At 42.3% G+C, this 23043-nt stretch carries 21 protein-coding genes; 12 read left to right on the top strand and 9 right to left on the bottom strand.

Features of this window, described 5'->3' with window-relative positions; genetic code table 11:
* Window positions 1–55: 55 nt before the first annotated feature.
* From BR06_RS19270 to BR06_RS0111175, 4 genes are all read right to left on the bottom strand, one after another.
* Window positions 56–292, bottom strand: coding sequence for a YegP family protein (locus BR06_RS19270; RefSeq protein WP_034602999.1), 237 nt, complete (start codon window positions 290–292; stop codon window positions 56–58).
* Between the two features lie 157 nt (window positions 293–449).
* The gene (groL, locus tag BR06_RS0111185; RefSeq protein ID WP_031482970.1) at window positions 450–2138 is read right to left on the bottom strand and encodes a chaperonin GroEL; all 1689 of its coding nucleotides are present in this window, start codon (window positions 2136–2138) and stop codon (window positions 450–452) included.
* A gap of 45 nt (window positions 2139–2183) precedes the next feature.
* Entirely contained in the window at window positions 2184–2474 is a 291-nt protein-coding gene (groES, locus tag BR06_RS0111180; protein ID WP_031482968.1) for a co-chaperone GroES, read from the bottom strand.
* A gap of 190 nt (window positions 2475–2664) precedes the next feature.
* Complete coding sequence (locus BR06_RS0111175) at window positions 2665–3312, bottom strand: S24 family peptidase (RefSeq protein WP_031482966.1); 648 nt, start codon at window positions 3310–3312, stop codon at window positions 2665–2667.
* A 221-nt stretch (window positions 3313–3533) separates the two neighbouring features.
* Between BR06_RS0111175 and BR06_RS0111170 the strand changes: the two genes are divergently transcribed.
* Entirely contained in the window at window positions 3534–3851 is a 318-nt protein-coding gene (locus BR06_RS0111170; RefSeq protein WP_031482964.1) for a helix-turn-helix domain-containing protein, read from the top strand.
* Window positions 3852–4011: 160 nt separating this feature from the next.
* Entirely contained in the window at window positions 4012–6351 is a 2340-nt protein-coding gene (locus tag BR06_RS0111165; protein WP_031482962.1) for a sensor domain-containing diguanylate cyclase, read from the top strand.
* Window positions 6352–6428: 77 nt separating this feature from the next.
* Here BR06_RS0111165 and BR06_RS0111160 read toward each other — a convergent pair whose 3' ends face one another.
* Window positions 6429–6887 (bottom strand): chemotaxis protein CheX, encoded by a 459-nt coding sequence (locus BR06_RS0111160; protein WP_031482960.1) that lies wholly within the window; start codon window positions 6885–6887, stop codon window positions 6429–6431.
* Window positions 6888–7197: 310 nt separating this feature from the next.
* Between BR06_RS0111160 and BR06_RS0111155 the strand changes: the two genes are divergently transcribed.
* The 5 genes from BR06_RS0111155 (at window position 7198) to BR06_RS0111135 (ending at window position 14485) form a co-directional block, all read left to right on the top strand.
* Window positions 7198–8892, top strand: a complete 1695-nt coding sequence (locus tag BR06_RS0111155) for a glutamine--tRNA ligase/YqeY domain fusion protein (protein ID WP_031482959.1) — start codon at window positions 7198–7200, stop codon at window positions 8890–8892.
* A 242-nt stretch (window positions 8893–9134) separates the two neighbouring features.
* A complete protein-coding gene (gene hydF / locus BR06_RS0111150) occupies window positions 9135–10646 on the top strand; it encodes a [FeFe] hydrogenase H-cluster maturation GTPase HydF (protein ID WP_031482957.1) in 1512 nt (503 codons plus the stop codon).
* 51 nt (window positions 10647–10697) lie between these two features.
* Window positions 10698–13079 (top strand): response regulator, encoded by a 2382-nt coding sequence (locus BR06_RS0111145; protein ID WP_031482955.1) that lies wholly within the window; start codon window positions 10698–10700, stop codon window positions 13077–13079.
* A gap of 3 nt (window positions 13080–13082) precedes the next feature.
* Entirely contained in the window at window positions 13083–13397 is a 315-nt protein-coding gene (locus BR06_RS0111140) for an Hpt domain-containing protein (protein WP_031482953.1), read from the top strand.
* A 173-nt stretch (window positions 13398–13570) separates the two neighbouring features.
* Window positions 13571–14485, top strand: a complete 915-nt coding sequence (locus BR06_RS0111135; RefSeq protein WP_031482951.1) for a bile acid:sodium symporter family protein — start codon at window positions 13571–13573, stop codon at window positions 14483–14485.
* Window positions 14486–14650: 165 nt separating this feature from the next.
* On the opposite strand, the gene BR06_RS0111130 is transcribed toward BR06_RS0111135, so the two are convergent.
* Window positions 14651–16003 (bottom strand): L-serine ammonia-lyase, encoded by a 1353-nt coding sequence (locus BR06_RS0111130; RefSeq protein WP_031482949.1) that lies wholly within the window; start codon window positions 16001–16003, stop codon window positions 14651–14653.
* A gap of 92 nt (window positions 16004–16095) precedes the next feature.
* On the opposite strand from BR06_RS0111130, the gene BR06_RS0111125 reads away from it, so the two are divergent.
* Window positions 16096–16500 carry a DUF523 domain-containing protein gene (locus BR06_RS0111125; protein WP_031482947.1) on the top strand — a complete coding sequence of 135 codons (405 nt, stop codon included), beginning with the start codon at window positions 16096–16098 and terminating at the stop codon, window positions 16498–16500.
* 57 nt (window positions 16501–16557) lie between these two features.
* Here BR06_RS0111125 and BR06_RS0111120 read toward each other — a convergent pair whose 3' ends face one another.
* Together BR06_RS0111120 and BR06_RS0111115 are read right to left on the bottom strand one after the other, a co-directional pair.
* A complete protein-coding gene (locus tag BR06_RS0111120; RefSeq protein ID WP_031482945.1) occupies window positions 16558–16827 on the bottom strand; it encodes a hypothetical protein in 270 nt (89 codons plus the stop codon).
* Between the two features lie 2 nt (window positions 16828–16829).
* Window positions 16830–17498, bottom strand: coding sequence for a YkgJ family cysteine cluster protein (locus BR06_RS0111115; protein ID WP_031482943.1), 669 nt, complete (start codon window positions 17496–17498; stop codon window positions 16830–16832).
* 373 nt (window positions 17499–17871) lie between these two features.
* Between BR06_RS0111115 and dsrA the strand changes: the two genes are divergently transcribed.
* The 4 genes from dsrA (at window position 17872) to BR06_RS0111095 (ending at window position 22218) form a co-directional block, all read left to right on the top strand.
* Complete coding sequence (dsrA, locus tag BR06_RS0111110; protein ID WP_031482941.1) at window positions 17872–19185, top strand: dissimilatory-type sulfite reductase subunit alpha; 1314 nt, start codon at window positions 17872–17874, stop codon at window positions 19183–19185.
* A gap of 15 nt (window positions 19186–19200) precedes the next feature.
* Window positions 19201–20346, top strand: a complete 1146-nt coding sequence (gene dsrB / locus BR06_RS0111105; RefSeq protein WP_031482939.1) for a dissimilatory-type sulfite reductase subunit beta — start codon at window positions 19201–19203, stop codon at window positions 20344–20346.
* A 66-nt stretch (window positions 20347–20412) separates the two neighbouring features.
* The gene (locus BR06_RS20730) at window positions 20413–20658 is read left to right on the top strand and encodes a dissimilatory sulfite reductase D family protein (protein ID WP_031482937.1); all 246 of its coding nucleotides are present in this window, start codon (window positions 20413–20415) and stop codon (window positions 20656–20658) included.
* Window positions 20659–20826: 168 nt separating this feature from the next.
* Window positions 20827–22218, top strand: a complete 1392-nt coding sequence (locus BR06_RS0111095; RefSeq protein ID WP_031482935.1) for a cobyrinate a,c-diamide synthase — start codon at window positions 20827–20829, stop codon at window positions 22216–22218.
* Here BR06_RS0111095 and BR06_RS0111090 read toward each other — a convergent pair whose 3' ends face one another.
* Window positions 22219–22965 (bottom strand): hypothetical protein, encoded by a 747-nt coding sequence (locus tag BR06_RS0111090; protein ID WP_031482932.1) that lies wholly within the window; start codon window positions 22963–22965, stop codon window positions 22219–22221. It abuts the gene before it with no gap.
* Window positions 22966–23043: the final 78 nt, after the last annotated feature.

Genomic DNA, 23043 nt, shown 5'->3' with positions numbered 1-23043 from the left:
AGTAAGTATTAATTTTATTATCCCCGATAGATATATGTCTGTCGGGGATTTGCTTTTAGGAATTTTTACCAATGTGGTTTACCAAGGTGATCGGACTAACTGTCTGAATTATTTTGATGCCATTCTCGCAGGATTGTCTCGTAGTGTAACCTTGTCCACTGTCTGCAATGATATTGCCGTTACTTGATCTTAGATGCCAACGGTATTGGCCCAGCCTATCCAGGCTAACCTCAAAATAGTAGTGTGTAGGGTCTTTTTTTACGTCAGTTTCTACTAGTGTAAGCCCGTCCATGTTGTTGTCCTATATTGTTTTAGACTTAAAGTATGCCTTATAGTATATATGCAGGTTGTGTTCGTCAAGATTCAATCAAAAAAAATACCCCCGGTAAGCTGTTGCTTGCCGGGGGTACTGATATCGGTTTTAAGCCGAGCAGAGATGTGGGGAGTGTTTAGTACATTCCGCCCATGCCACCCATTCCGCCCATTCCGCCCATTCCACCCATTCCACCCATGCCGCCCATTCCACCCATGCCTGCTGGCATGCCTGCGTCAGCAGCAGCCTTAACAGGCTTTTCTGCGATTGCGCATTCAGTGGTGAGCAGAAGGCCAGCTACGGAAGCTGCGTTCTGGAGTGCAATGCGGGTAACCTTTTTAGGATCGATTACGCCAGCTTTGATGAGGTCTACGTATTCACCGATAGCTGCATTGAAGCCGTGACCGTCTTTAGACAGTTTAACCTTTTCAACTACAACAGAACCTTCGAGACCAGCATTTGCTGCGATCTGACGAAGAGGCTCTTCGATAGCGCGGCGGATGATGTTGATACCTGCAGTTTCGTCGTCGTCGGAAGGTTTAACAGCGTCTAGAGCTGGGAGACAGCGAATAAGCGCTGTTCCGCCACCGGCGACGATGCCTTCTTCTACAGCAGCGCGAGTTGCGTTAAGTGCATCTTCAACGCGAGCTTTCTTTTCTTTCATTTCAGTTTCAGTAGCAGCTCCAACGTTGATTACAGCAACTCCGCCAACGATCTTGGCAAGACGTTCCTGAAGCTTTTCGCGGTCGTAGTCTGAAGTAGTGTCGTCGATTTCTGAACGGATCTGGCTTACGCGAGCTTTGATAGCGTCAACTTTACCAGCACCATCAACAACGATGGTGTTGTCTTTGTCGATAACAATGCGTTTTGCTGAGCCTAGGTCTTCAAGGGTTACACCTTCAAGCTGTAGGCCGAGCTCATCAGAAACAACTGATCCGCCAGTGAGAGTTGCGATGTCGCTAAGCATCTGTTTGCGGCGTTCGCCAAAGCCTGGAGCTTTAACAGCAACAACATTCAAAGTTCCGCGGAGTTTGTTCACAACGAGAGTTGCAAGTGCTTCGCCATCGATGTCTTCAGCAATGATTACGAGAGGCTTGCTCATTTTAGCAACCTGCTCGAGAACAGGAAGAAGCTCTTTCATGCTGGAAACTTTCTTTTCGCTAACAAGAATGAGAGGCTCATCCATTTCGCAGATCATTTTTTCTGCGTTGCTTACGAAATATGGGGAAAGGTAACCGCGATCAAACTGCATGCCTTCAACAACGTCTAGAGTTGTATCAATGCCTTTAGCTTCTTCAACGGTGATAACACCTTCTTTACCGACTTTGTTCATAGCTTCTGCAATGATGTTACCGATGGTTACGTCATTGTTAGCAGAAATGGTTCCAACCTGTGCGATTTCTTTCTGGTCGCGAGTTGGTTTAGCAAGAACTTCGAGGTGATCGATGATAGCTTCAACTGCTTTGTCGATTCCGCGCTTAATAGCCATTGGGTTACGACCAGCTGCTACGAGCTTAACGCCTTCAGCGAAAACTGCCTGAGCTAGGATTGTTGCAGTAGTAGTACCGTCACCAGCGATATCAGAAGTCTTGGAAGCAACTTCCTTAACCATCTGAGCGCCCATGTTTTCGAACTTATCTTTAAGCTCGATTTCTTTAGCAACGGATACGCCGTCTTTGGTGATAACAGGGGAACCAAAAGACTTGTCGATTACGACATTACGTCCTTTAGGTCCGAGTGTTACTTTTACTGCGTCGGCAAGTTTATCAACACCGATTTTTAATTTTTCACGCGCTTTGGCGTCGAAAAGAATCTGTTTAGCCATTGTGAGTTATCTCCTTAGAAAAATGAATTGTATATTATATGGATACTAGGCTTCGACAACAGCAAGGATATCATCCTCACGCATTACGAGGTGGTCAGCACCATCTATTGAAATTTCCGTTCCAGCGTATTTAGCGAAAAGGACAACGTCGCCTTCTTTTAAAGCGATCGCGATTCTAGAACCTGAATCGTCAAGCTTGCCAGCTCCGACAGCGACGACTTCGCCTTTCATAGGTTTTTCTTGAGCAGAGTCAGGAATGATGATTCCACCAACAGTTACTTCTTCAACTTCGAGACGTTTGACCAAAAGGCGGTCACCTAAAGGCTTCAGTTTCATTTGTCGTCCTCCAATAAGATATTTTCTTACATATAAGATTCGTAATTTGGGCTAAGCCCTAAAACCGAGCAGACTATCTATAAAATGTTACTTGTAAAAATAAGGTCTTCACGGATGATTCTAAGTAAGACATTTAAAAAATCTGTCAACCGTGGAGGGGGTTTTTTTTTGAAAATCCTGCACCTTTTACTTATCTTAGATCCTTTGCGACATAGAGAACCCTTCCAACTGGTTCCCAGCTGAGAGAATTGTCACTTAAATCAATTTCTATCTGTTGCGGTTTTGCTTCAGGATTGTCTGATATTAGCAGGACTTTGCCGGGTATTTTGGCGATTCTTTTCACGACAATTTCTTGATCAATACGCACAACGTAAATGCGCCCTTCATATAAATCCTTTTGCGATTCATCAACTAAGATGTGGTCGCCGTCCTCAATTCGAGGCGCCATGGATTCTCCTGTTACAGACATAAGTTTCATGCAATCGGGATTACCTTTTTTTTGTAGCCAGCTAAGGCTGAAAGCGTACGTGTCTTCATAGGAATCATCCTGCTGGAGGCTTTTGCCGCTCGTGTTTGGGCGTGCAAGTACCTTTGGGACATGGTGAAATTTATTAGTAATTTCTACGTTTTTATTGTCAGGGAAAGAAATTTTTGCGCCCACCTCATCAAGCACTTTTGCGAGCACTTGAATATGTTTTCCTCTTTCCTGCTTAATGTACCGGATCACTTGATTGGGAGCCACTCCACAGGCTTTAGCCATTTGAGTGGGGTTTGCATATTTTTTATCCTTACCAATCATGCTCTTCATTCCTTCAATAAGATCAAAATAGAAGCTCATATATCCTCCTTATTAAAAATACATACCTTTTTTTTGAGTAAATGTCTTACTTAAAGTGAATATGGCATGCTTACAATTGTTTTTGGTAAAATAAGTTTACCATTTGGTAAATATAGATTACGAATTGGCAATGCTTTGGGGCGTGGTGGAGCTGTGTCCTGTTGAGGGGATTCGACTGCGTAAGTGGTTGTTTCAAAATATAGGTATTATGGGGAGGGGTTATGATGTTAGGATTCAGTTTAAGCAATTTAGATTTTCCAGAGTTGAATGGTAAAAGAGTAATGACAGTTGAGTGTCTTATAAGAGTCTTGGGTCATGAGGGAGCTGAGTGTTTGATTTACTATTGGGGAGGGATGAGAGTTTCTATTCCCAATGTTGATGATTTACATAGAGTCAGGCTTCGCGAGCGGGTGATCCACGCGTTCAATAGCGGGGCTACTTCCTCTCAAATTGCAGAAAGATTTGGTATTTCTATCAGGACTGCGCAAAGAATGCGAAACCCTTCAACTTGTGTTGAGAATGGGGCTAAAATGATATAGTCTACATACTATCATATAAGATAATAAAGATTGTTTTGATTTAGCGTGCTTAATGTTTTTGAACAACTTTGTTGCACAAGGTCGTGTCCGTTCTTATGCTCGTTTAAAAATAGTAATCCTCAAAGCGGTCTATTTGTAATTTCTGGAGAAATTAACTGCTATGAATTCGAAAAAAAAACGCAACTTAATTAAGCTTTTTGTCAAAAGTTACCTTCCTGTTGCAGTTCTTATTTTGTCTGTGTCCATTTGGGTTATCTATACCCAGAAAAGACAGTATGTTGATCTTGTTTCAAATCATGAAATGAATCTTGCTAAAGGTGACTGTGTCGCTCTGAGTGCTTGGGTTTCGACAGGCGTTCAGGATGTGGGCGTTGTCGCTGGCTTGGTTGAGAATAGCTTGCGTAAGGGTAGAGATTTAAGACATCAATTAGATCATATTGCGGATATGTTTTCTGTTTTCGGGCGTGAGCGGGAGATTTGTTTACAGCTTCGCTATATTTCCCTTCAGGGTAAAGAGTTGGTTAGAATCAATATGAAAGGCAATGAGCCTGAGCGTATAATTGGTGAGTCGTTGCAAAACAAGGGAGATCGTTCGTATATTAAGAACGCATTGGAGTTGAAATCTGGAGTTTATGTTTCAAGCTTTGATTTAAACAGGGAGCATGGAAAAGTTGAGATTCCTTATGTTCCTGTCTTGAGGTTTTTAAAAAAAGTATACGGGGCTGACGGCGAAGCTTTAGGGTTGGTTGCAATTAATTATTCAGGTGAAGCCTTAATTCGTATGCTTAATGATTCTTCAAAAGAATCATTTGGTGATGTGTTTTTTGTTAACAGTCAGGGCGGATGGATAATCGGTCCGGATAGCAATTATGACTGGAGATTTTTGTTTGGGGACCAAGACTCCCTTATGAAAGACCAATTTCCTTTGGCATGGGAAAACATATTAGCCAAGCCTATTGGGCAATTTTTCAGCCCGAATGGTCTTTTTACTTCACAGGCCATATGTGAAGATAGTTCATCCGTTTTATTTGGATCAGATGTAACATTTCATGAGAAATGGAAGATTATAACTAATGTTTCACATAAAAAATTAAGGGTACCTCAGAGTGCCGGAAATTTGTTTTTGATTCTGATCTTGTTTGGGTGGACTGGGTTCTTATTTTGGCGGCGCACAGTTTCTTCTCTTGAGAGCGAGCGCGTTACCGAGGCACTAAAAGAGAGTGATAAAAGATTTATGGACATCACTGATGCAGCCGGCGAGTTTATATGGGAAACAGGGCCTGACGGAAGCTTTGTGTTTGTAACTGGACGGGCTGAAGATGTTTTGGGCTATAGTGCGGAAGAGCTGGTAGGCAGATCTCCTTTTGACTTTGTAGATGAGGAGTCTTCGTGGGAAGTACGTAAAGAATTTCTCGATGCAGCTCAAGAAGGTAAAAGTTTTCGCGCGCTGGAGTTTAAGTTTGTTAACCGTGACGGGCGCAGATTGTGGCTGGAATTTAACGGGATTCCTGTTTTAGATAGTGAAGGGAATGTTACAGGATTTCGCGGTGCGACTTCTGATGTGACAATGCAGAAAAAAGCATTGCAGGATTTGCAGGATAGAGAGGATATGCTTCAAAGCATAAGTGATTCTGTTCAGGATGCTCTTATCCTCATGGATGATAAGGGGCTGGTTCATTTTTGGAATCCTGCTGCTGAGATCATTTTCGGATTTTCTTCGGAGGAAATGCTTGGGAAAGATTTACGTTCCTGCGTATGGCTTGAGGATAATGTTGATGATCCTGTTGAGCTTCACGAGGAAGGCGAAGATCTGAAGAGTTTATTTAATTCCTATGGTTCTTTTACGGTTAATGTTCGCCGAAAAGATGGTAGTGTCTTCCCTGCTGAAGTTTTACTGTCTCCCCTCAAAAGGGACGAAATGTGGTGGGTTGTAGGCACCATTCGCGATGTTACAGAGAGAAAAGAAGCAGAAGATGCTTTGCGAAAATTAGCCACAACTGATCCTTTGACCGGACTTAGTAATCGTCGCTTTTTCATGGAGCGTTCTGAGGAAGAAGTAGAAAAAGCACTCAGATATAAACGTTCTTTATCTTTGCTGATGGTTGATATTGATTTCTTCAAGAACGTAAATGATACTTACGGTCATGATGCAGGGGATGATGTTTTGAAGGCATTGTCTGCGGTCGGCCTTAAGGTGTTGAGAAATGTCGATGTTTTCGGAAGGATTGGTGGGGAAGAATTTTCAATACTATTGCCCGATACAACTCTTGCGGGAGCGGAGCTAGTTGCGGAAAGGCTCCGGGGGGAGATTGAGGCTACAAGTATGAAGACCCGGTCGGGAGACTTATCTATTACTGTCAGTGTAGGTGTTACAACTTTTAGCGAAAATCTTTGTACTTTAGAACATCTGCTCAAGGCCGCAGACCTTGGCCTTTATGCGGCAAAAGATGCGGGTCGTAATCAGGTTAAAGTTCAACTGGCTGTTGCAGAAGAGTGTTAGTTTACCGTTAAATTTAAATCTGCATATTGCTCGCAAAAAAGCCCGGAAATTTATTCCCGGGCTTTTTTATAAATTGTTTATTCGAAAGAGAATTCAATTGTGAATTCTCCATGATCAGTCGAGAAAGGGATAGCCATGACTGTTGATGATGTTAAATGTGCGATGGTATGCTTGTCTCCAATAATTACTGTGGGAGTTGAGCCTTGAAGTTTGTGCCCTTGTTCTGCCAGGCCTGCTCTTGCCTGGCCGGAAACCATGTTGGTTATTTCTCCAACAGCGTCTTTAACGTCCTGCAGAATATCCTGAATGTCGTCACCGAGCATGTTTTTTACAATCTGGGTCGCACACGCTTTTTCAAATGAAATGGATATGCTTCCGTTCATGTCGCCCGTAAAACCAACAATTCCGGTGACATCACCAGAGGCAACTTTTCCCTTTTTTACGTAAGGCTTTCCTGGCTTAGGGGTAACCATAGCCATCATGGACAAAATGTCGGAGGTTGCCTTCACAAATGGTTTTGCCAATTCTACATTCATTAAATAGCTCCTTAAGAAATGAAATTCAAAATATCGGGTGATTAGGAATTTAAATTATCAGCTAAATTTTTCCAATTAATCATTAAGTTGTATTTATCATTGTTGTTAAGAATATATCAGCCCTTTTGGCAAGATAAAAACATTGTAATTATTAATTCACGCTGAACTAGATGATTTTGGCCTTCCCTTATTTGACCGTATAGGCAAATTTACGTAGTTGATAGGTTCGCAATGTACGGGCTCTATTTTTTATAGAGTTTGCAAGTTCATAGTTAAAACATCACAGAATTTTCATTAAGGATATATATCGATGTCAGAGAATACTACTGATTCAAATAGCCCTAAAAATTTTATTGCAGCGATTATCGAGAAAGATAATGAGACAGGAAAATATGACGGACGGGTCGCAACCAGATTTCCTCCTGAACCTAATGGATACCTCCATATTGGGCATGCCAAGTCTATTTGTTTAAATTTTGGTCTTGCTAAAGACTTCGGTGGCACGTGCAATCTTCGTTTCGATGATACTAACCCGGCTAAAGAAGAAGTCGAGTATGTTGAGTCAATACAGGAAGATGTGCGCTGGCTTGGTTTTGATTGGGAAGATCGCCTTCACTATTCTTCTGACTATTTTGATGACCTATACGCGTTGGCTGTTCAGCTTATTAAGAATGGCAAAGCCTATGTAGACAGTCTCAGTGCTGAAGAAACCCGTGAATATCGCGGTACTTTAACTGAGCCGGGCAAAGACAGTCCTTATCGTTCACGTTCTGTTGAGGAGAACCTTACTATTTTTGAGGGCATGAAGAACGGTGAATTTGCTGACGGTGAACATTTGCTCCGTGCGAAGATCGATATGGCTTCTCCTAACATGATAATGCGTGACCCTGCTCTTTATCGTATCAGAAAAGTTGATCATCATCGTACTGGCGATAAATGGTGCATTTACCCTATGTACGATTTTACGCACTGTCTTTCAGATTCCCTAGAAAAAATTACTCATTCTGTCTGTACTTTGGAATTTGAAAATAATCGTCCTTTGTATGATTGGGTTCTGGAAAATCTCGGGGTATACAGGCCACAGCAGATTGAATTTGCAAGGCTAAATTTGACTTATACTGTGATGAGTAAGCGCCGCCTTATTCAACTTGTGGAAGACAACCAAGTGTCTGGCTGGGATGATCCTAGGATGCCGACTATTTCCGGGATGAGAAGGCGTGGTTATTCGCCTGCCGCTATCCGTAATTTTTGTGAGCGTATCGGAGTTGCAAAAGCCACTAATATGGTTGACTTTGCATTGCTTGAGTTCTCTGTTCGCGAAGATTTGAATGAGACTTCTTCAAGATACATGGGAGTCGTTAATCCGCTCAAGGTTGTTATTGAAAATTACCCTGAAGATAAGGTCGAAGAATTCGAATTTCTGAACAATCCTGGAAATCCGGATGCCGGAAGTCGCATGGTTCCCTTTTCCAAGGTTTTGTACATTGAACGCGAAGATTACATGGAAGATGCTCCGAAGAAGTTTTTCAGACTTTCTGTCGGGCGTGAAGTCCGCCTTCGTTATGGTTATTACATTACTTGCACCGAAGCGATTAAAGATGAAAACGGCGAAGTCGTTGAACTTCGCTGTACTTATGATCCAGCCACAATTGGCGGTTGGTCTAAAGATGGAAGAAAAGTTAAGGGTACTATACACTGGGTTTCTGTGGCGCATGCTAAAGAAGTTGAAGTTCGACTTTATGAGCATCTTTTCACTAAAGAAAATCCTATGGACAATAAAGACGGCTCAGACTTCAAGGATCATATCAATCCAGATTCCTTGAAAGTTTTGCCCAAATGTTATGTCGAACCGTTTCTTGGAAAAGTAGAACCAGGGTTCAGGTGCCAGTTTGAACGGGTGGGTTATTTCTGTGTGGACAAAGATTCTACTGCTGAAAAGCCGGTGTTCAATAGGACAGCGACTCTCAGAGATACGTGGAAAAGAATTACTAAAAATCAGAAATAATCGTCCAGTTTGCGCAAACTTAAGATGTATCTAATTAAACCCGAAAGGTTATTATAACTTTTCGGGTTTTTTGCGTGTTTTTAAGTGGTCTTATTCGTATTTTAATGTGTTTTTTTATCTAAGATGAAGGGGTGAAATATATTAAAAATAATGTTATTCAAGGCATCTAAACTACGTAGAATGGATTATTTTCCGTAAAAATGATGGATCTGTTATTTTGAATATGAAATGGAGGTTAGAGGATGAGTCCAGAAATTGATAAAGGTTCGAGGCTTGCTATTGCTATCGCAGGACGGAGTAATGCAGGGAAGTCTTCGATTATCAGAGCTCTTTCCGGTTCAGGGGAAGGCGAGGGCTTAAGTTCTGTGGCGACGGAAGATGAAATGTATCCTCTTACAAGGACTGAGATTCATCCGCTGGGTCCTGTTACTATATACGATACAGACGCTCATGTTCCCGGAGATGATAAGGCCCGGCTGATCAAAGAAGCTTTGTATAGCGTCGACGTTGCAGTTGTTGTCACCGACGAGTCTGGCATTACTGAAGAAGAACGTGAACTTACAGCTCTTCTCATCGAGAGGGGAATTCCATGTGTTATGGTCTTTAATAAGGCCGATATAAGGCGTCCTAGCCTAGCGGATATGGAATTTTGCGGTTCTAGGGGGCTCAGGTTTGTTGCCACCTCTACACTTGATGGACGCGGGATTGAACGACTCAAAAAGTCTATTATGGCTTTGGCTCCTGAAGAAAATTTACTGGATCCTGTTCTTGCTAGAGATTTGATAGGCAGGGGTGACTTTGTTGTTTGCGTGGTCTCGGAAGATCTTGTTTCTCCTAAAGGGAGGCTTGGTCTTCCAAAGTCTCAGGTCTTACGCGAGATTCTTGATGTCGGTGGTATTGCTGTTATCGTGAAGGAAGGGGAACTTTTCCAAACGGTTTCTGGGCAAAAGAGACGTCCCGCATTGGTTATAGCTGATTCGCAGGCCGTAAAGAAAGTTTTAGATATTGTTCCGGTAGATGTGCCTTTAACAACTTTCCCAATTTTATTTGCCCGCCATAAGGGTAATCTTGAACAGTTGGTTCAAGGTGCTAATGCCATTGAGCACCTCAAAGATGGTGATAGGGTCTTGATTGTTGAGGCTTGCCCTCATCATCCAAAGGCGGAAGATTTAAGCAAAGAAATGATTCCTGCCCGCATAGCCGGATATTCCGGTAAGAAAATATTTTTTGAATCAAAGACTGGTTGCGGGTTGCCGCTTGATCTTGCCAGTTATCAGTTGGTTGTGCATTGCGGAGCTTGCATGACAGAGCGGGCTGATATGCTGCGGAGAATAAGGGATTGTGACAGACAGCAGGTTCCCATTACTAATTACGGGCTGGCCATCGCAAAAGTTGATGGTACTTTAAAAAGATTAATTGAGCCTTTTTTTAAAGATGAAGTTAAAGAGAAGAAAGTTTTAACTGGTAAAATTAATGTATTCAGGGGGAGTAATTCTCGTGCTATGCATTTGGTTGTTCCTGCCGAAGTTTATCCGGAAAAGGCTGTACCTTTTAATTTGATGTATCTTTTTGGTGATATCGATGTGACAAAAAAACATATAGGTTTTGCCTCGCTTCCTTTCGCTCGTGGCGGACAACAGAAGATTCGTAAATTTGTCGAGAAGCATGGATATTGCTTTTACAAATGGCCGGGCCGGGTTTTAGGTCCAGATTTGGGCGGCATGCTTGAACCTGAAGATAAAAGCGATAAGTAAAAAATGTGGTTTTGTTAAAATATTGAGAATTACAGGGCGGTAATGATCTGAATGTTTAAGCTTTCTAAAATGCGACATGGGGTTACTCTGGGTGTCTTGCTCATAATGCTCGTGGTTTTGGTGCCACTGGGTTTTTTTGTGGCAAACAAGCACCAGAATCTAACTCTTAAAACTCTTCGTTCCAGAGGTGAAGACGTTGCCTCTATTGTCGCGTATGGGAGCGCTGAATCCATTATTGCCCATGAAGGCAATAGGCTGGAAGGGATCGCAAAGAGTGCATGTGTTAGCTCTGAAGTTGTCTATTGCATAGTCTATGATCAGAATGATTCTATTTACAGCCAGTGTGGCGAACTTCCTCCTTTATCTGTTTCCAGCAATATTATGGATGTGGAAAAACGCATTCTTAAAGATGGTAAATATCTCGGGCACGTTGTTGTCGGGGTAAGTATGAACTCTGCTGATGAAACAAACTCATTAATTCTGTGGAATTTATGTTTACTTATTGCCGTGGTGATTGCTGTTGCGGGGTTTAGCGTCAACTATTTTCTTGGAAAGTTCTTTATTTTACCGGTTATCAAACTATCGGAGCAGGCTACTGGAATCGAACGCAATGAGTTTATAAAGTTTGATGATATGGGAAGGCGTGATGAAATAGGTTCCCTCGCGATGGCTCTGAACACAGTTAGTGAAAGGTTTTCACGGTTGAATTGTGAACTGGAAGAAATGGTTGATGAGCGTACCAGAGATCTTAGCGCAGCAAATCTAAAGCTTAGTGAAGAGAATAAGGAGCGCATAAGGGCTCAGAATAATTTGACTTCAGTTCTAGATGAGTTGTCCTTTGCTGTTCAGGAGCTTGAAAAAGAGAAAGATAAAGCTGAAAAGGCAAGCGGTTTTAAAAGTGAATTTCTTGCAATGATAAGTCATGAAATACGGACACCCATGAATGCTATCTTAGGAATGGGTGATTTGTTAATGGAGACCGGGCTTGATTCTGAACAGGTGGGGTATGTTGAAATTTTTAGAGGAGCAGGTGAGCTTCTCTTAAAAATAATTAATGATATTTTGGATTTTGTTCAAATCGAATCAGGGCAGATTGATCTTATTCCTAGTACTTTTGATCCATCTAATACAGTTCAAAGTGTCTCTAAAAGTGTGGCCCATTCGGCGCACGCGCGTGATATTGAGATTATTTGTGATGTTGATCCTGGCGTGCCTGATCAAGTGGTCGGCGACGCTATGAGGGTTCGACAAGTCTTAATGAATATTGTTTCAAACGCGGTCAAGTTTACATCCAGCGGGGAAGTTGAGGTTAAGTTGAGCATTCACGATGACACTGAAGAGCATCACCAACTTCTTTTCACTATTCGTGATACTGGAATCGGTATTTCTGAGAGAAAGCAAAACCTTATTTTTGAGAGCTTTGTTCAGGCAGATGGTTCTACTAGCCGCGAGTACGGAGGAACTGGACTTGGTCTTGCTATAGCATCAAGACTTGCCGAGCTCATGGGTGGAAAAATATGGTTTGAGAGTGAGAGAGGGAAGGGGTCTGTTTTCTATTTTTCCATTCCATTTCGTAAGTCTATTGCGGAGTCAAAGCCAGGTATAGTCAATTTCTCAGGAACTAAAGTACTATTGATTGACGATAACCACACTGTCAGAGAAGTTTTAACTCGCCGCTTAAAAGCTATGGGTGTAAACGCCACGGTTACTTCTACCGGAGCTGCCGGGCTTGATTACCTTAAGAGTTCAGTTTTTCAACATGAACCCTATGATGTCTTATTTGTAGCTAACGAAATGTCTGATATGTCAGGAGTAAATTTCATTTCGCAGGCTAGAGAATTGGACTATTTGTACGGAAAAGTTGCGATTACATTTTCTGCCGGATGCACGGATGATGATCGGAACAAAGCTATTTTCGAAGGCGCTCACTACACTTTGATTAAACCTCTCTTTGATGTTGATCTCGTTCTCTGTCTCTCTGGAGTGGCTGAGCATGAGGAAAGAAGTGTCGAGGATTCGTGTCCGGTTTTGAAGGTACTTTTAGTCGAAGACAATGAAGATCACAGAAATATTTTAGAACTTTTCATAAAAGATACAGGCATGAGCGTCACGTCTGCTAGTGATGGACTTAGGGCTGTTCAAATGTTTGCTTCTGGTTGTTTTGATCTTGTTTTTATGGATCTTGATTTACCTATCATGAGTGGTCTTGAAGCTGTTGCGAAGATGCGCGAGATTGAGTCGGCAGAAGGAAGAGATCGATCTCTTATTATGGCATTGGCTGCGCATGCGTTCGATAGCTCAGAGGCAGATAGTATGAAAGCCGATTGTGATGGCTTTATTTCTAAGCCTGTAAGATGGGATAAGATCCGTTCAGTTGTTATGTCCGTTGCAAAAGATAATAAATTTCCCGAAGATATAAATGCGGAGAGTTAGTCTATGTCTGGAGATAGCAAGAAGAAAAGTATATTCGTTATTGATGAAAGTGTAAGGGCATTGATTCCTTTTTTTGTTGTTCATCAGTTTGATGAATTGGAAATAATGGAGAAAAGTCTTAAAGATGGAAATCTTGAAGAAGTTAGCAGGCTTGGGCATAGCTTGAAAGGGGCAGCTGCAAATTTCAGCCTTGAGCCTCTCAGTAAGTTGGGAATGGCTATTCAGGATGTTTCAAAGCTGGGAATGACCGATGCTTTAGGCTCTTTAGTTGCAAAATATCGTAATTACCTAGAGGAACTTAAGGGGATGGGAAATTGAAATATTTCCTATTAATTTAGGCTAGATTGGTTGTTTTCTGTGTACAAAGTATTTTAGTAAACTACTTTAAAAGCGGGCTGATTTTGCCCTTTAATTTGTCCTATAGCCGCTTTGTTGCGGTTTTTTTTTGATATAACCTACGATTTAATGCTAACTATTTATATTGGGGAAAAATGAGTTACTTAGTTTGCCGATTTATAGAACGTCACTTCTTATTGATAGCGGTTATACTTAGTCTTGCCGCATATTTAGATCCCGCTCTTTTTACGTGGCTTAAACCTCATATTGCTTTGTGTTTAGGCATAATAATGTTTGGTATGGGGCTCACTTTAGATTTTAAGGATTTTGCAGCCGCTATTAAAAACTACAAAGCGGTAAGTATCGGGGTTGCCTTACAGTATACTGTTATGCCTGTGCTTGCGGTGGCTCTGTCTTCTCTTTTTGGGTTGCCACAGGAGGCGGTGATTGGGATGGTTGTCGTAGGGGCCTGTCCCGGTGGAACAGCCTCTAATGTTATCGCACACTTAGCTAAAGCTAACGTTGCACTTTCAGTTACAATGACCTTGGTATCTACTTGCCTTGCACCAATACTTACTCCTGCGATTATTTTCCTTCTTTTAAATGAGCAGATAGATATACCTTTCTTGCCAATGGTAAAATCTGTTTTCTGGATTGTAATATTTCCGCTAGTGGATGGACTTGTGCTCAGGCGTCTTTTCCGTAAAAAACTGGACCCGATTCTCCATGTTTTCCCGAGTTTGTCCATTATGGTGATTGCGTTGTTAATCGCCTGTATTATAGGGCTGAACCAGTCCATGCTTGCCACTTTCCCAGTACTTATTTTTGTTGCCGTAGCACTCCATAATTTAGGAGGCCTTGCTGCCGGATACGGAATGGGGAGGATTACCGGCTTGTCGCATAAGGACAGTCTGACTCTTTCTATTGAAGTGGGTATGCAGAACTCAGGCTTAGGAGTTGCTTTAGCTACTAAATATTTCGGGGTTGCGAGCGCGCTTCCTGGAGCATTATTTAGTCTCTGGCATAATATTTCAGGGGTTGTTCTGGCTAATAGAAGCAGGAGTCTTTAGGAATAGATAGCTCTGTTATTTCTTTGTGAAGAGAATCAAAGTTAAAGCTAGCATTCTGTGAGTATAGATTTTTTAATTGTTTTTGAAATAGATAAACCCCGCGCCAATAAAGGGCGGGGTTTATCTTTTGTGTAAAACTAAAACCAATTTATAAGGACTTCATTTTTAACAGTCTGGAACTGATACAGCCAGACCTCCTTCTGAAGTTTCCTTATACTTACTACTCATATCTTTCCCTGTTTCCGCCATGGCTTTCACTGCCTCATCCAGAGTTACTTTATGGAATTTAATGTTTTCAACTGTCGCAATGAGGAATGCGTTGTATGCCTTCACTGCGCCCATGGCGTTACGCTCAATACATGGAATTTGGACATAGCCTCCGACAGGGTCGCAGGTCATGCCTAAGTGGTGCTCTAACGCAGTTTCAGCTGCATTTTCCGTACGCCAGAATTTAAATCCGGCAGCGTAAGTTATTAAAGCTGCCGCCATCGATGACGCAACTCCTACTTCTCCCTGACATCCTACTTCGGCTCCGGCTATGCTTGCGTTGTGCTTGGCAATAAACCCGACCGCAGCCGCGGCCAGCATTCCTTCACGAACCTTCTCACGAGTCATATCTGCGTCTTCTTCCATAGCGTAAATTACTGCTGGAATTACGCCTGCAGAACCGGACGTAGGTGCCGTGACAACTATATGCCCCGCGGCGTTTTCTTCGGAGGCTGCAAAAGCGTAAGCATTTAATCTAATTAAGAAGTTTGATGGATCTTTATACCCTTTAGGCGTGGACGTTATAAGGTCCTTAGCTTTTCTGTGAAGGCCTATTGTGCCGGGAAGCAATCCTTCGGTGGCTAATCCTTTATTTACAGCTTTCTTCATCACGTCCAAGATATCATCGAGTTTATCCATGATTTCTTGCTCGGTTGAATCTGTAATTGCCATTTCATTTTCAAGGATAATTTGGTGCAATCTCATATCATTTTCAATGAGCAATGCTTTTAGTTCTTCCATATTTGAGTATTTGTAAGCGGGGGCGCGGGTGAGAGTTGGTATTTCTCCTTTCCATTTAATAAATCCGCCGCCTATGGAGTAGTATTCCTGCTCAAAAAGAATGTTTTCGCCATCTTTTAGGCGAATCAGCATTGTGTTGCTATATGGAAAGTCGTTTTTAATTTCAGCGTAGACAACGTTTTTTATGGATAAAGGAAGGGTAATCTCACCACTTTTAAACTGGCGGTCCTTTCCATCTGCAAGCCCATCTATAAAGTCACATTCTACGTTGTCCGGTTTAAAACCAAGAAGGCCAGCAATGACGGCTCTATCTGTTCCATGGCCTTTGCCGGTTGCGCTGAGACTTCCATAAAGCCTGATTTCAATTGACGTAGGCTTGGTAGATAATTGAATGTTTTCAATTGATTTATTGAAATTATATCCGGCCTTCATTGGACCGATGGTGTGAGAACTTGAAGGTCCGGGGCCAATTTTGAACAATTCGAAAACAGAAGTTGTGATGGCGGTCATAAAACCCTCCTTGACCAGTCAATTTGATTATGAAATTGCTTTTAACATAAGTAACAATCTTAAACAATTGATCTTAAACAGACGGAGATAAAATGATAATAGTGTCTGGCTGCCTAGCTGGAATTAATTGTAAGTATAATGGGGAAGATAGCTCTGACGAACGTGTTATTGAACTCGTTAAAAAGGGTAAGGCTGTTCCAGTGTGTCCTGAACAATTTGGTGGTTTACCAACTCCGCGTCCTGCGTGTGAAATCTTTGAAAATAAGGTGGTTACACAACAAGGAGTCGATTTAAGCGAAAACTTTTTAAGGGGAGCAGAAGAGGGCGTAAAGCTGGCTAAACTTGTTGGCGCCAAAAAGGCTATTCTAAAATCACGCTCCCCTTCATGCGGGTGCGGTCAAATATATGATGGATCTTTTGGCGGGAAACTAATTGAGGGTGATGGCTTCTTTACTGCTATGCTCAAACTGGAAAATATTGACGTCGAATCTATTTAATACAAAACCCCCGGAACACAGATATTCCGGGGGTTTATTCTTGAGATAAAGTTAATTCTAGTGAATCAATTTATTTTCTTTTACAAGCTGCTTGGCCACGTTCAGATCATAGAGAGCAAGCGGGTTACGGTCTGATCCGCGCTCTTTGTATTCTTCCGCTGCTTCTAGAATAACATCATATGGAAGCCATTCATGTTTTTCCCAGATTACAGGGTTTTCATTACTCCAGAGTCTAAACTCAATCCCGCCATTGTTTTCTCTGACGTACATTTTAGTGTCACGAGTCTGGAGGGAAGGGTAGTAATATAATCCGCGTTCATCTTGCATGCTTAGGCACTCCCTTTAGTTTTGCGAAGTGTAAAAGAGTTTTTATTTGGTGTAGCCATAATACCGAATCCTGAGAGGACTCTGTTCATAGGTCTGCCGAAAAAGAATTCCATGGACTCTTTAGGAAGTCCTGATTTTTCAACAAGCAGCTCTCTAACTGATTTATCGTACATCAACATTTCACGAAGTTCAGACTGCTGCTGTGCGCTATCTTCCCAGTTTTCAAGGATATGCTTAGCTAAAACGGCCATCTTTTCTGGTTCGCATTTAGCTTCATGTTCTTCAATTATTTCAAAGACAGGATGCCCTTCAGGAAGTACATCCTTTCTGGTGATTCTATCTTTGTCATAAATTTTGAGGAGAGGTTCCGGATCACCGCAAAAAAGGGTTTGGCATTCAAGAGGTCTGTTCTTATAGATACGACAGGCCTGCGTTGAAGGGGCAAGGAATTTACAGATCCATTCTCCGCCAGTTCCTTTGATTTTCAAAATTTCACAGGTCAAGGGAACTACGGCGCCTTCAGGCTGGTCGTAAGCGAGTTCACCTTTTCTAAGAGTAACTATATCTGTTAGGTCAATTCCACCTTCAAGAGAAATTAGCTCAAGGTCCTGTATGTGAAGAGCCGGGCCACCTTTTCGGCAACATGTGCCGCATTGTTTGCATTCTTTCATAACTTTAATGTCACTTTCTCAAGTTTATGTTGCTGGTTACTAAAAATTTTTGTAGGTATATCTGCTAGTGACGCATCTGGCGTCGAGCAGAGTAAATACGCTGAGAAATGCGAACTTGGCAAGTATGAGTTTTAGAGCGCACATAATTCCTATCACTAGTTGACAAGAAGTGTGTTAGTTCCTTATCCACTTGCTAGGTTGTTTTTTATTTCACTTAAGGGTATTGTGCCCTCCCTTACATCGTTACGATTTAAGGGGTCTCGTATTAAGAGAGGAAAGCAACCGGGTTTGAAGCCGAATCTTTCGGTAAAAAAACCGGATGCCTAATTGTATTGGTAGGTATATCTATTAAACTTTATGGAGGTTTAAGGGAATGGCGAAACACAAAACTCCCTTGTTGGACCAGCTAGAAAGCGGGCCCTGGCCTAGCTTCGTGTCCGACTTGAAGCTGGAAGCTGAAGTTAGAGCCAAAAATGAGAAGAACGTGAATTATCAAATTCCCGTTGAGGTCGTTGAAGATCTTCTCGGCGTTCTTGAACTGTCTTTCACAGACGGTGAAACTCATTGGAAGCACGGCGGAATCGTTGGCGTATTTGGTTACGGTGGTGGCGTTATTGGACGTTACTGTGACCAGCCTGAAGCATTTCCTGGCGTGGCTCATTTCCACACTGTTCGTGTGGCTCAGCCTACAGGTAAATACTACACAACTGAATTCTTACGTCAGATCATTGACATCTGGGACATGCGTGGTTCCGGTCTAACAAACATGCATGGTTCTACAGGTGACATCGTCTTCCTTGGAACTACCACTCCTCAGCTCGAAGAAATTTTCTACGAACTGACTCATGATGCAAACGTTGACCTTGGTGGCTCCGGCTCCAACTTACGTACGCCTGCTGCATGTCTCGGTCAGTCCCGTTGTGAGTATGCATGTTACGATGCTCAGGGACTTTGCTACGATATGACAATGGAATTCCAGGACGAACTTCATCGCCCTGCTTTCCCATACAAGTTCAAATTCAAATTTGATGCTTGTCCAAACAGCTGTGTTTGTGCGCTTGCTCGCTCTGACTTCTCAGTTGTTGGTATTTGGAAAGATGAAATCCGCATCGACCAGGAAGCTGTTGCAGCTTACGTCGGCGGAGAATTCGCTCCAAATGCTGGTGCTCATTCCGGTCGCGACTGGGGTAAGTTCAACATCCAGACAGAAGTTTGTGACAACTGTCCAAGCAAGTGTATCACTTACGCGGACAATAAACTCACAATCAACGATAAAGAATGTGTACATTGTATGCATTGTATCAACACAATGCCTCGCGCATTGATGATTGGTAACGATCGTGGTGCTTCCATCCTTTGTGGTGCTAAAGCTCCAATTCTTGACGGTCCTCAGTTGAGCTCACTTCTTGTTCCTTTCATCAAGGTCGAAGAGCCTTACACAGAAGTCAAAGATGTTGTTGAAAACATCTGGGACTGGTGGATGGAAGAAGGCAAGAACCGTGAACGTCTTGGTGAAACCATGCGTCGCATGGGCTTCCAGAAACTTCTTGAAGTTACCAATACTAAGGCTGATCCAAGACACGTACAGGAACCTAGACACAACCCTTACATCTTCTGGAAAGCAGATGAGGTTGATGGTCCTTGGGAACGTGACGTTAACGAATACAGAAAAAGACACCAGAGATAACTCGGGAGGAATGATATGGCGTTCGTATCTTCTGGCTATAATCCAGATAAACCGATGGAAAATAGAATCTCGGACATTGGACCTCGTGACTTTAATGAGTTCCTTCCTCCGGTTCTTAAAAATAACTTCGGACAGTGGAAATACCACGATATCCTTGAGCCAGGCGTTCTGCTACACGTAGCAGAATCCGGTGATGAAGTTTACACAGTTCGTTGTGGTACTGCTCGTCTTATGAGTATTACTCTTATCCGCGAAATGTGTGACATCGCTGATGCTCATTGTGATGGTTACCTTCGCTTCACAACACGTAATAACGTTGAGTTCATGGTTGATTCCAAGGACAAATGTGACGCACTAAAGAAGGATCTCCAGTCCCGTAAGTTCGATGGCGGCAGCTTCAAGTTCCCAGTTGGTGGAACAGGCGCTGGTGTATCTAACATCGTTCACACACAGGGTTGGGTTCACTGTCATACACCTGCAACTGATGCTTCCGGTACTGTTAAAGTTATCATGGATGACCTCTTTGAAGAGTTCACCAATCATAACATGCCAGCACCTGTTCGTATCGCTGTTGCTTGTTGTCTTAACATGTGTGGTGCATGTCACTGTTCAGATATCGCTGTTGTCGGTATCCACCGTAAACCACCACTCATTGACCATGAATACCTTGATAACGTTTGTGAGATTCCTCTTGCAATCGCATCTTGTCCTACTGGCGCAGTTCGTCCTTCTAAGGTCGAAATTGACGGCAAACAGTACAAGTCTGTTGCGATTAAAGAAGAGCGTTGCATGTTCTGTGGTAACTGCTACACAATGTGTCCTTCACTGCCTCTTTCCGATAAGGAAGGCGACGGTATCGCACTAATGGTCGGTGGTAAGGTTTCTAACCGTATCAGCATGCCTAAGTTCTCTAAGGTTGTTGTTGCGTTTATTCCTAACGAACCTCCACGTTGGCCTACACTCGTTAAAACTATCCGTACTATTCTTGACGTCTACAAAGCAGACGCCAACAAGTACGAACGTTTGGGTGACTGGGCAGAGCGTATTGGTTGGGAACGTTTCTTCGAAAAAACAGGTATCGAGTTTACTCCTCACCTAATCGATGATTTCCGTGATCCAGCTTACTACACTTGGCGTCAGTCAACTCAGTTCAAGTTTTAATTCGAATTGAGAATATTGGGGCGCGGCAAATTGCCGCGCCCTTTTTAAACAAATAAGGGGCGAATCATGGCGATCGAATTAGAATCTGCAAAGGTAGTAGTTCTAGACTTCCTCGTTGCGAAAACAGGTGCTAAAAGTAAATTTTACTTCAATGATTTCACTAAACTTTTCCCAGAAGAGAAAGGTCGTGACGTTAAGAAAGTTCTGACTGCTCTTGTTAAAGAGATGAAAGTTGAATACTGGTCCAGTGGTAGTACTACTATGTACGGCCTCTACGGCGCTGGTAAACAGGGCGGAGCAGAGGGCGAATAGACCTTTTAGGTTTTGAGTCTTGAATGCCTTGTTCATTTATTTGGACAGGGCATTTTTAATTTGAACCGAATATGCTTATTTTTATATTTAAATAGGTTTTATTGTTCAAAAAAAAGTTGCAGATTTACTTAGAAGTTCTTTCTGCATTTTAAGGGAATTTATTGCTTTATGAATTTTCCTCGATTAGTTCTTGCCGGACTTAACGGTGGTACTGGTAAGACCATTGTTACTTTAGGTCTTTGTAGGGCCTTTAAGAATCTCGGCAAGACAGTTAAGCCCTTCAAAAAAGGACCGGACTATATCGATGCGAAATGGCTTGGACTTGCTTCCGGTCATTTTACGACGAATCTGGATCCTTTTCTTATGTCTGTTGATAAGCTGAAAGGATTGTTTCTTGAAAAAGGGCAAGGCTTTGATATATCGATAGTTGAAGGGAATAGAGGACTTTTTGATGGTAAAGATGTGGCAGGAACCTGTTCCACCGCTGAACTTGCCAGAATAATAAATGCACCCGTTATTTTAGCAATTGATTGTACTAAAATGACTCGCACTGTTGCCGCTATCGTCGCGGGGTGCAAAGCTTTTGAAGATGGATTTAATCTTGCGGGAGTCATTCTTAACCGCACTGCCGGGGAGAGGCATCGTAATATTCTCCATAAATCAATCGAAGCCTATACGGATGTTCCAGTTCTTGGAATGCTTCCGAAGCTCCGCGAAAATCCTATTCCAGAACGGCATATGGGCTTGGTTTCAAATACCGAATATGGTCCACAGGATGAGTCTTTAGATATTCTTGGAAAGATGGCGCAGGATTGCATCGACCTTGATAAAATTTTTGATATAGCTTCAGGCTCTGGGGATATTCCCCAAAATGAAGAGCCATTATGGTCTGGAATTGAACTTGTGAGCGATAAGAAGCCTGTTATCGGTGTTGTCCGTGATGAGGCTTTGTGGTTTTACTATGAAGAAAATCTCGAAGCTTTAACAAAAGCCGGAGCACAGATCGAAGAGGTTTCACTTATTTCGAGCGATCCTTGGCCTGAAATAGACGGGCTATATTTGGGGGGCGGCTTTCCTGAGACGCTTGCCGCAGAACTTTCCGCTAATAAGGTGATAAGAGATCACGTTCGCACATTGGCCGACAGTGGCCTTCCCATATATGCAGAGTGCGGCGGATTTATGTATCTCGGTGATGATGTGGAATATGAAGGTTGTAAATATCCCATGGCAGCAGTTCTGCCTCTTTCTACTTGTTTATGTCCTAAACCTCAGGGGCTTGGGTATACATCAGGCAAGATTATCAAAGAAAATATTTTCTTTCCTGTCGGCACTGAAATCGTCGGGCATGAATTTCATTATTCCCTTTGTTTAAGCCGTACCGGATCAAATCCAGAGTATGCCTTAGAGTTAAGTCGCGGAAAGGGCATGGCTGCAGGGTTTGACGGAATGATCAAAAATAATGTTTACGCTGGATATAATCATATTCATGCGCTTGGAGCCCTGTGCTGGGCTGGTAATTTCGTAAAAGCTGCTCGCAAATTTCAAAAAGAAAGAGAATAATCAGGGCATATAGGCTCTGGCTATCTTGAAAATATCATCATAGTTCATTTTATTTCTGATACCGATACACATTTCCGTAGCCATTTGCATTTTTCGAGTCGAATTTTTTAGTATTTCTGAACTTTGAGCTGTTAAATTAAGCTTTAGAACTCTATGGTCAAACCCATCTATTACTTGAGTAAGGCCGTTTGAATAGAATGGTGTTTTAATATGCGGTATGAATTGCTCGAGTTGCTGTTTTCCTTCTTTCCGACTGAGAATTATGTGAAATAGCATTTTTACAAGCAGTCTATCACCTTGAAGTTTGTGGTCGAATTCCAGCAAAACCGCTTGGTCAGATTCTTTTTCGCTCAGTCCATCCATCAACCCATGTGCTAGGGTGAAAGCTTTTTTTTCAGAAATCACTATAGTTGGGTATTGAGATGCCATGCGGACGAAGGATATTCTCGGGTTTTCTTGAGAGGACATCGCGAGAAGTGCTATTTTCATGGACCCCATTTTACGGCTGTAATCGTCTGAAATAGTATCTAATTTTGCTTCGGCTAATCGTCTCACAAGTGCTTCGTCAAGGTCAGTGAAAGTGGTTTCTAATAAGTGTTTGATAAACGGTTCACGCGTATACTTGATTTCTTCATCAAGCACTTTTTTACTGCGCTTAACGTCAATTAATTTTTTTATGGAAAGCCAGTATGCTGCCAAGCCTTCAGCAGGCATTTCTAATATGTCAAAATCTTTTTGTTCTTTCATGGGATTTCCTTGTATTTCCTATAGTCTGATTGTAACTGAATTTGTTCAGGAAACAAAGTCCACACTCATTAGAATTTA

The organism is Maridesulfovibrio frigidus DSM 17176 (assembly GCF_000711735.1).
GTDB lineage: Bacteria > Desulfobacterota > Desulfovibrionia > Desulfovibrionales > Desulfovibrionaceae > Maridesulfovibrio > Maridesulfovibrio frigidus.
The sequence above is the reverse complement of the archived record's forward strand: the minus strand, read 5'-3'. Positions and strand labels throughout refer to the sequence as shown.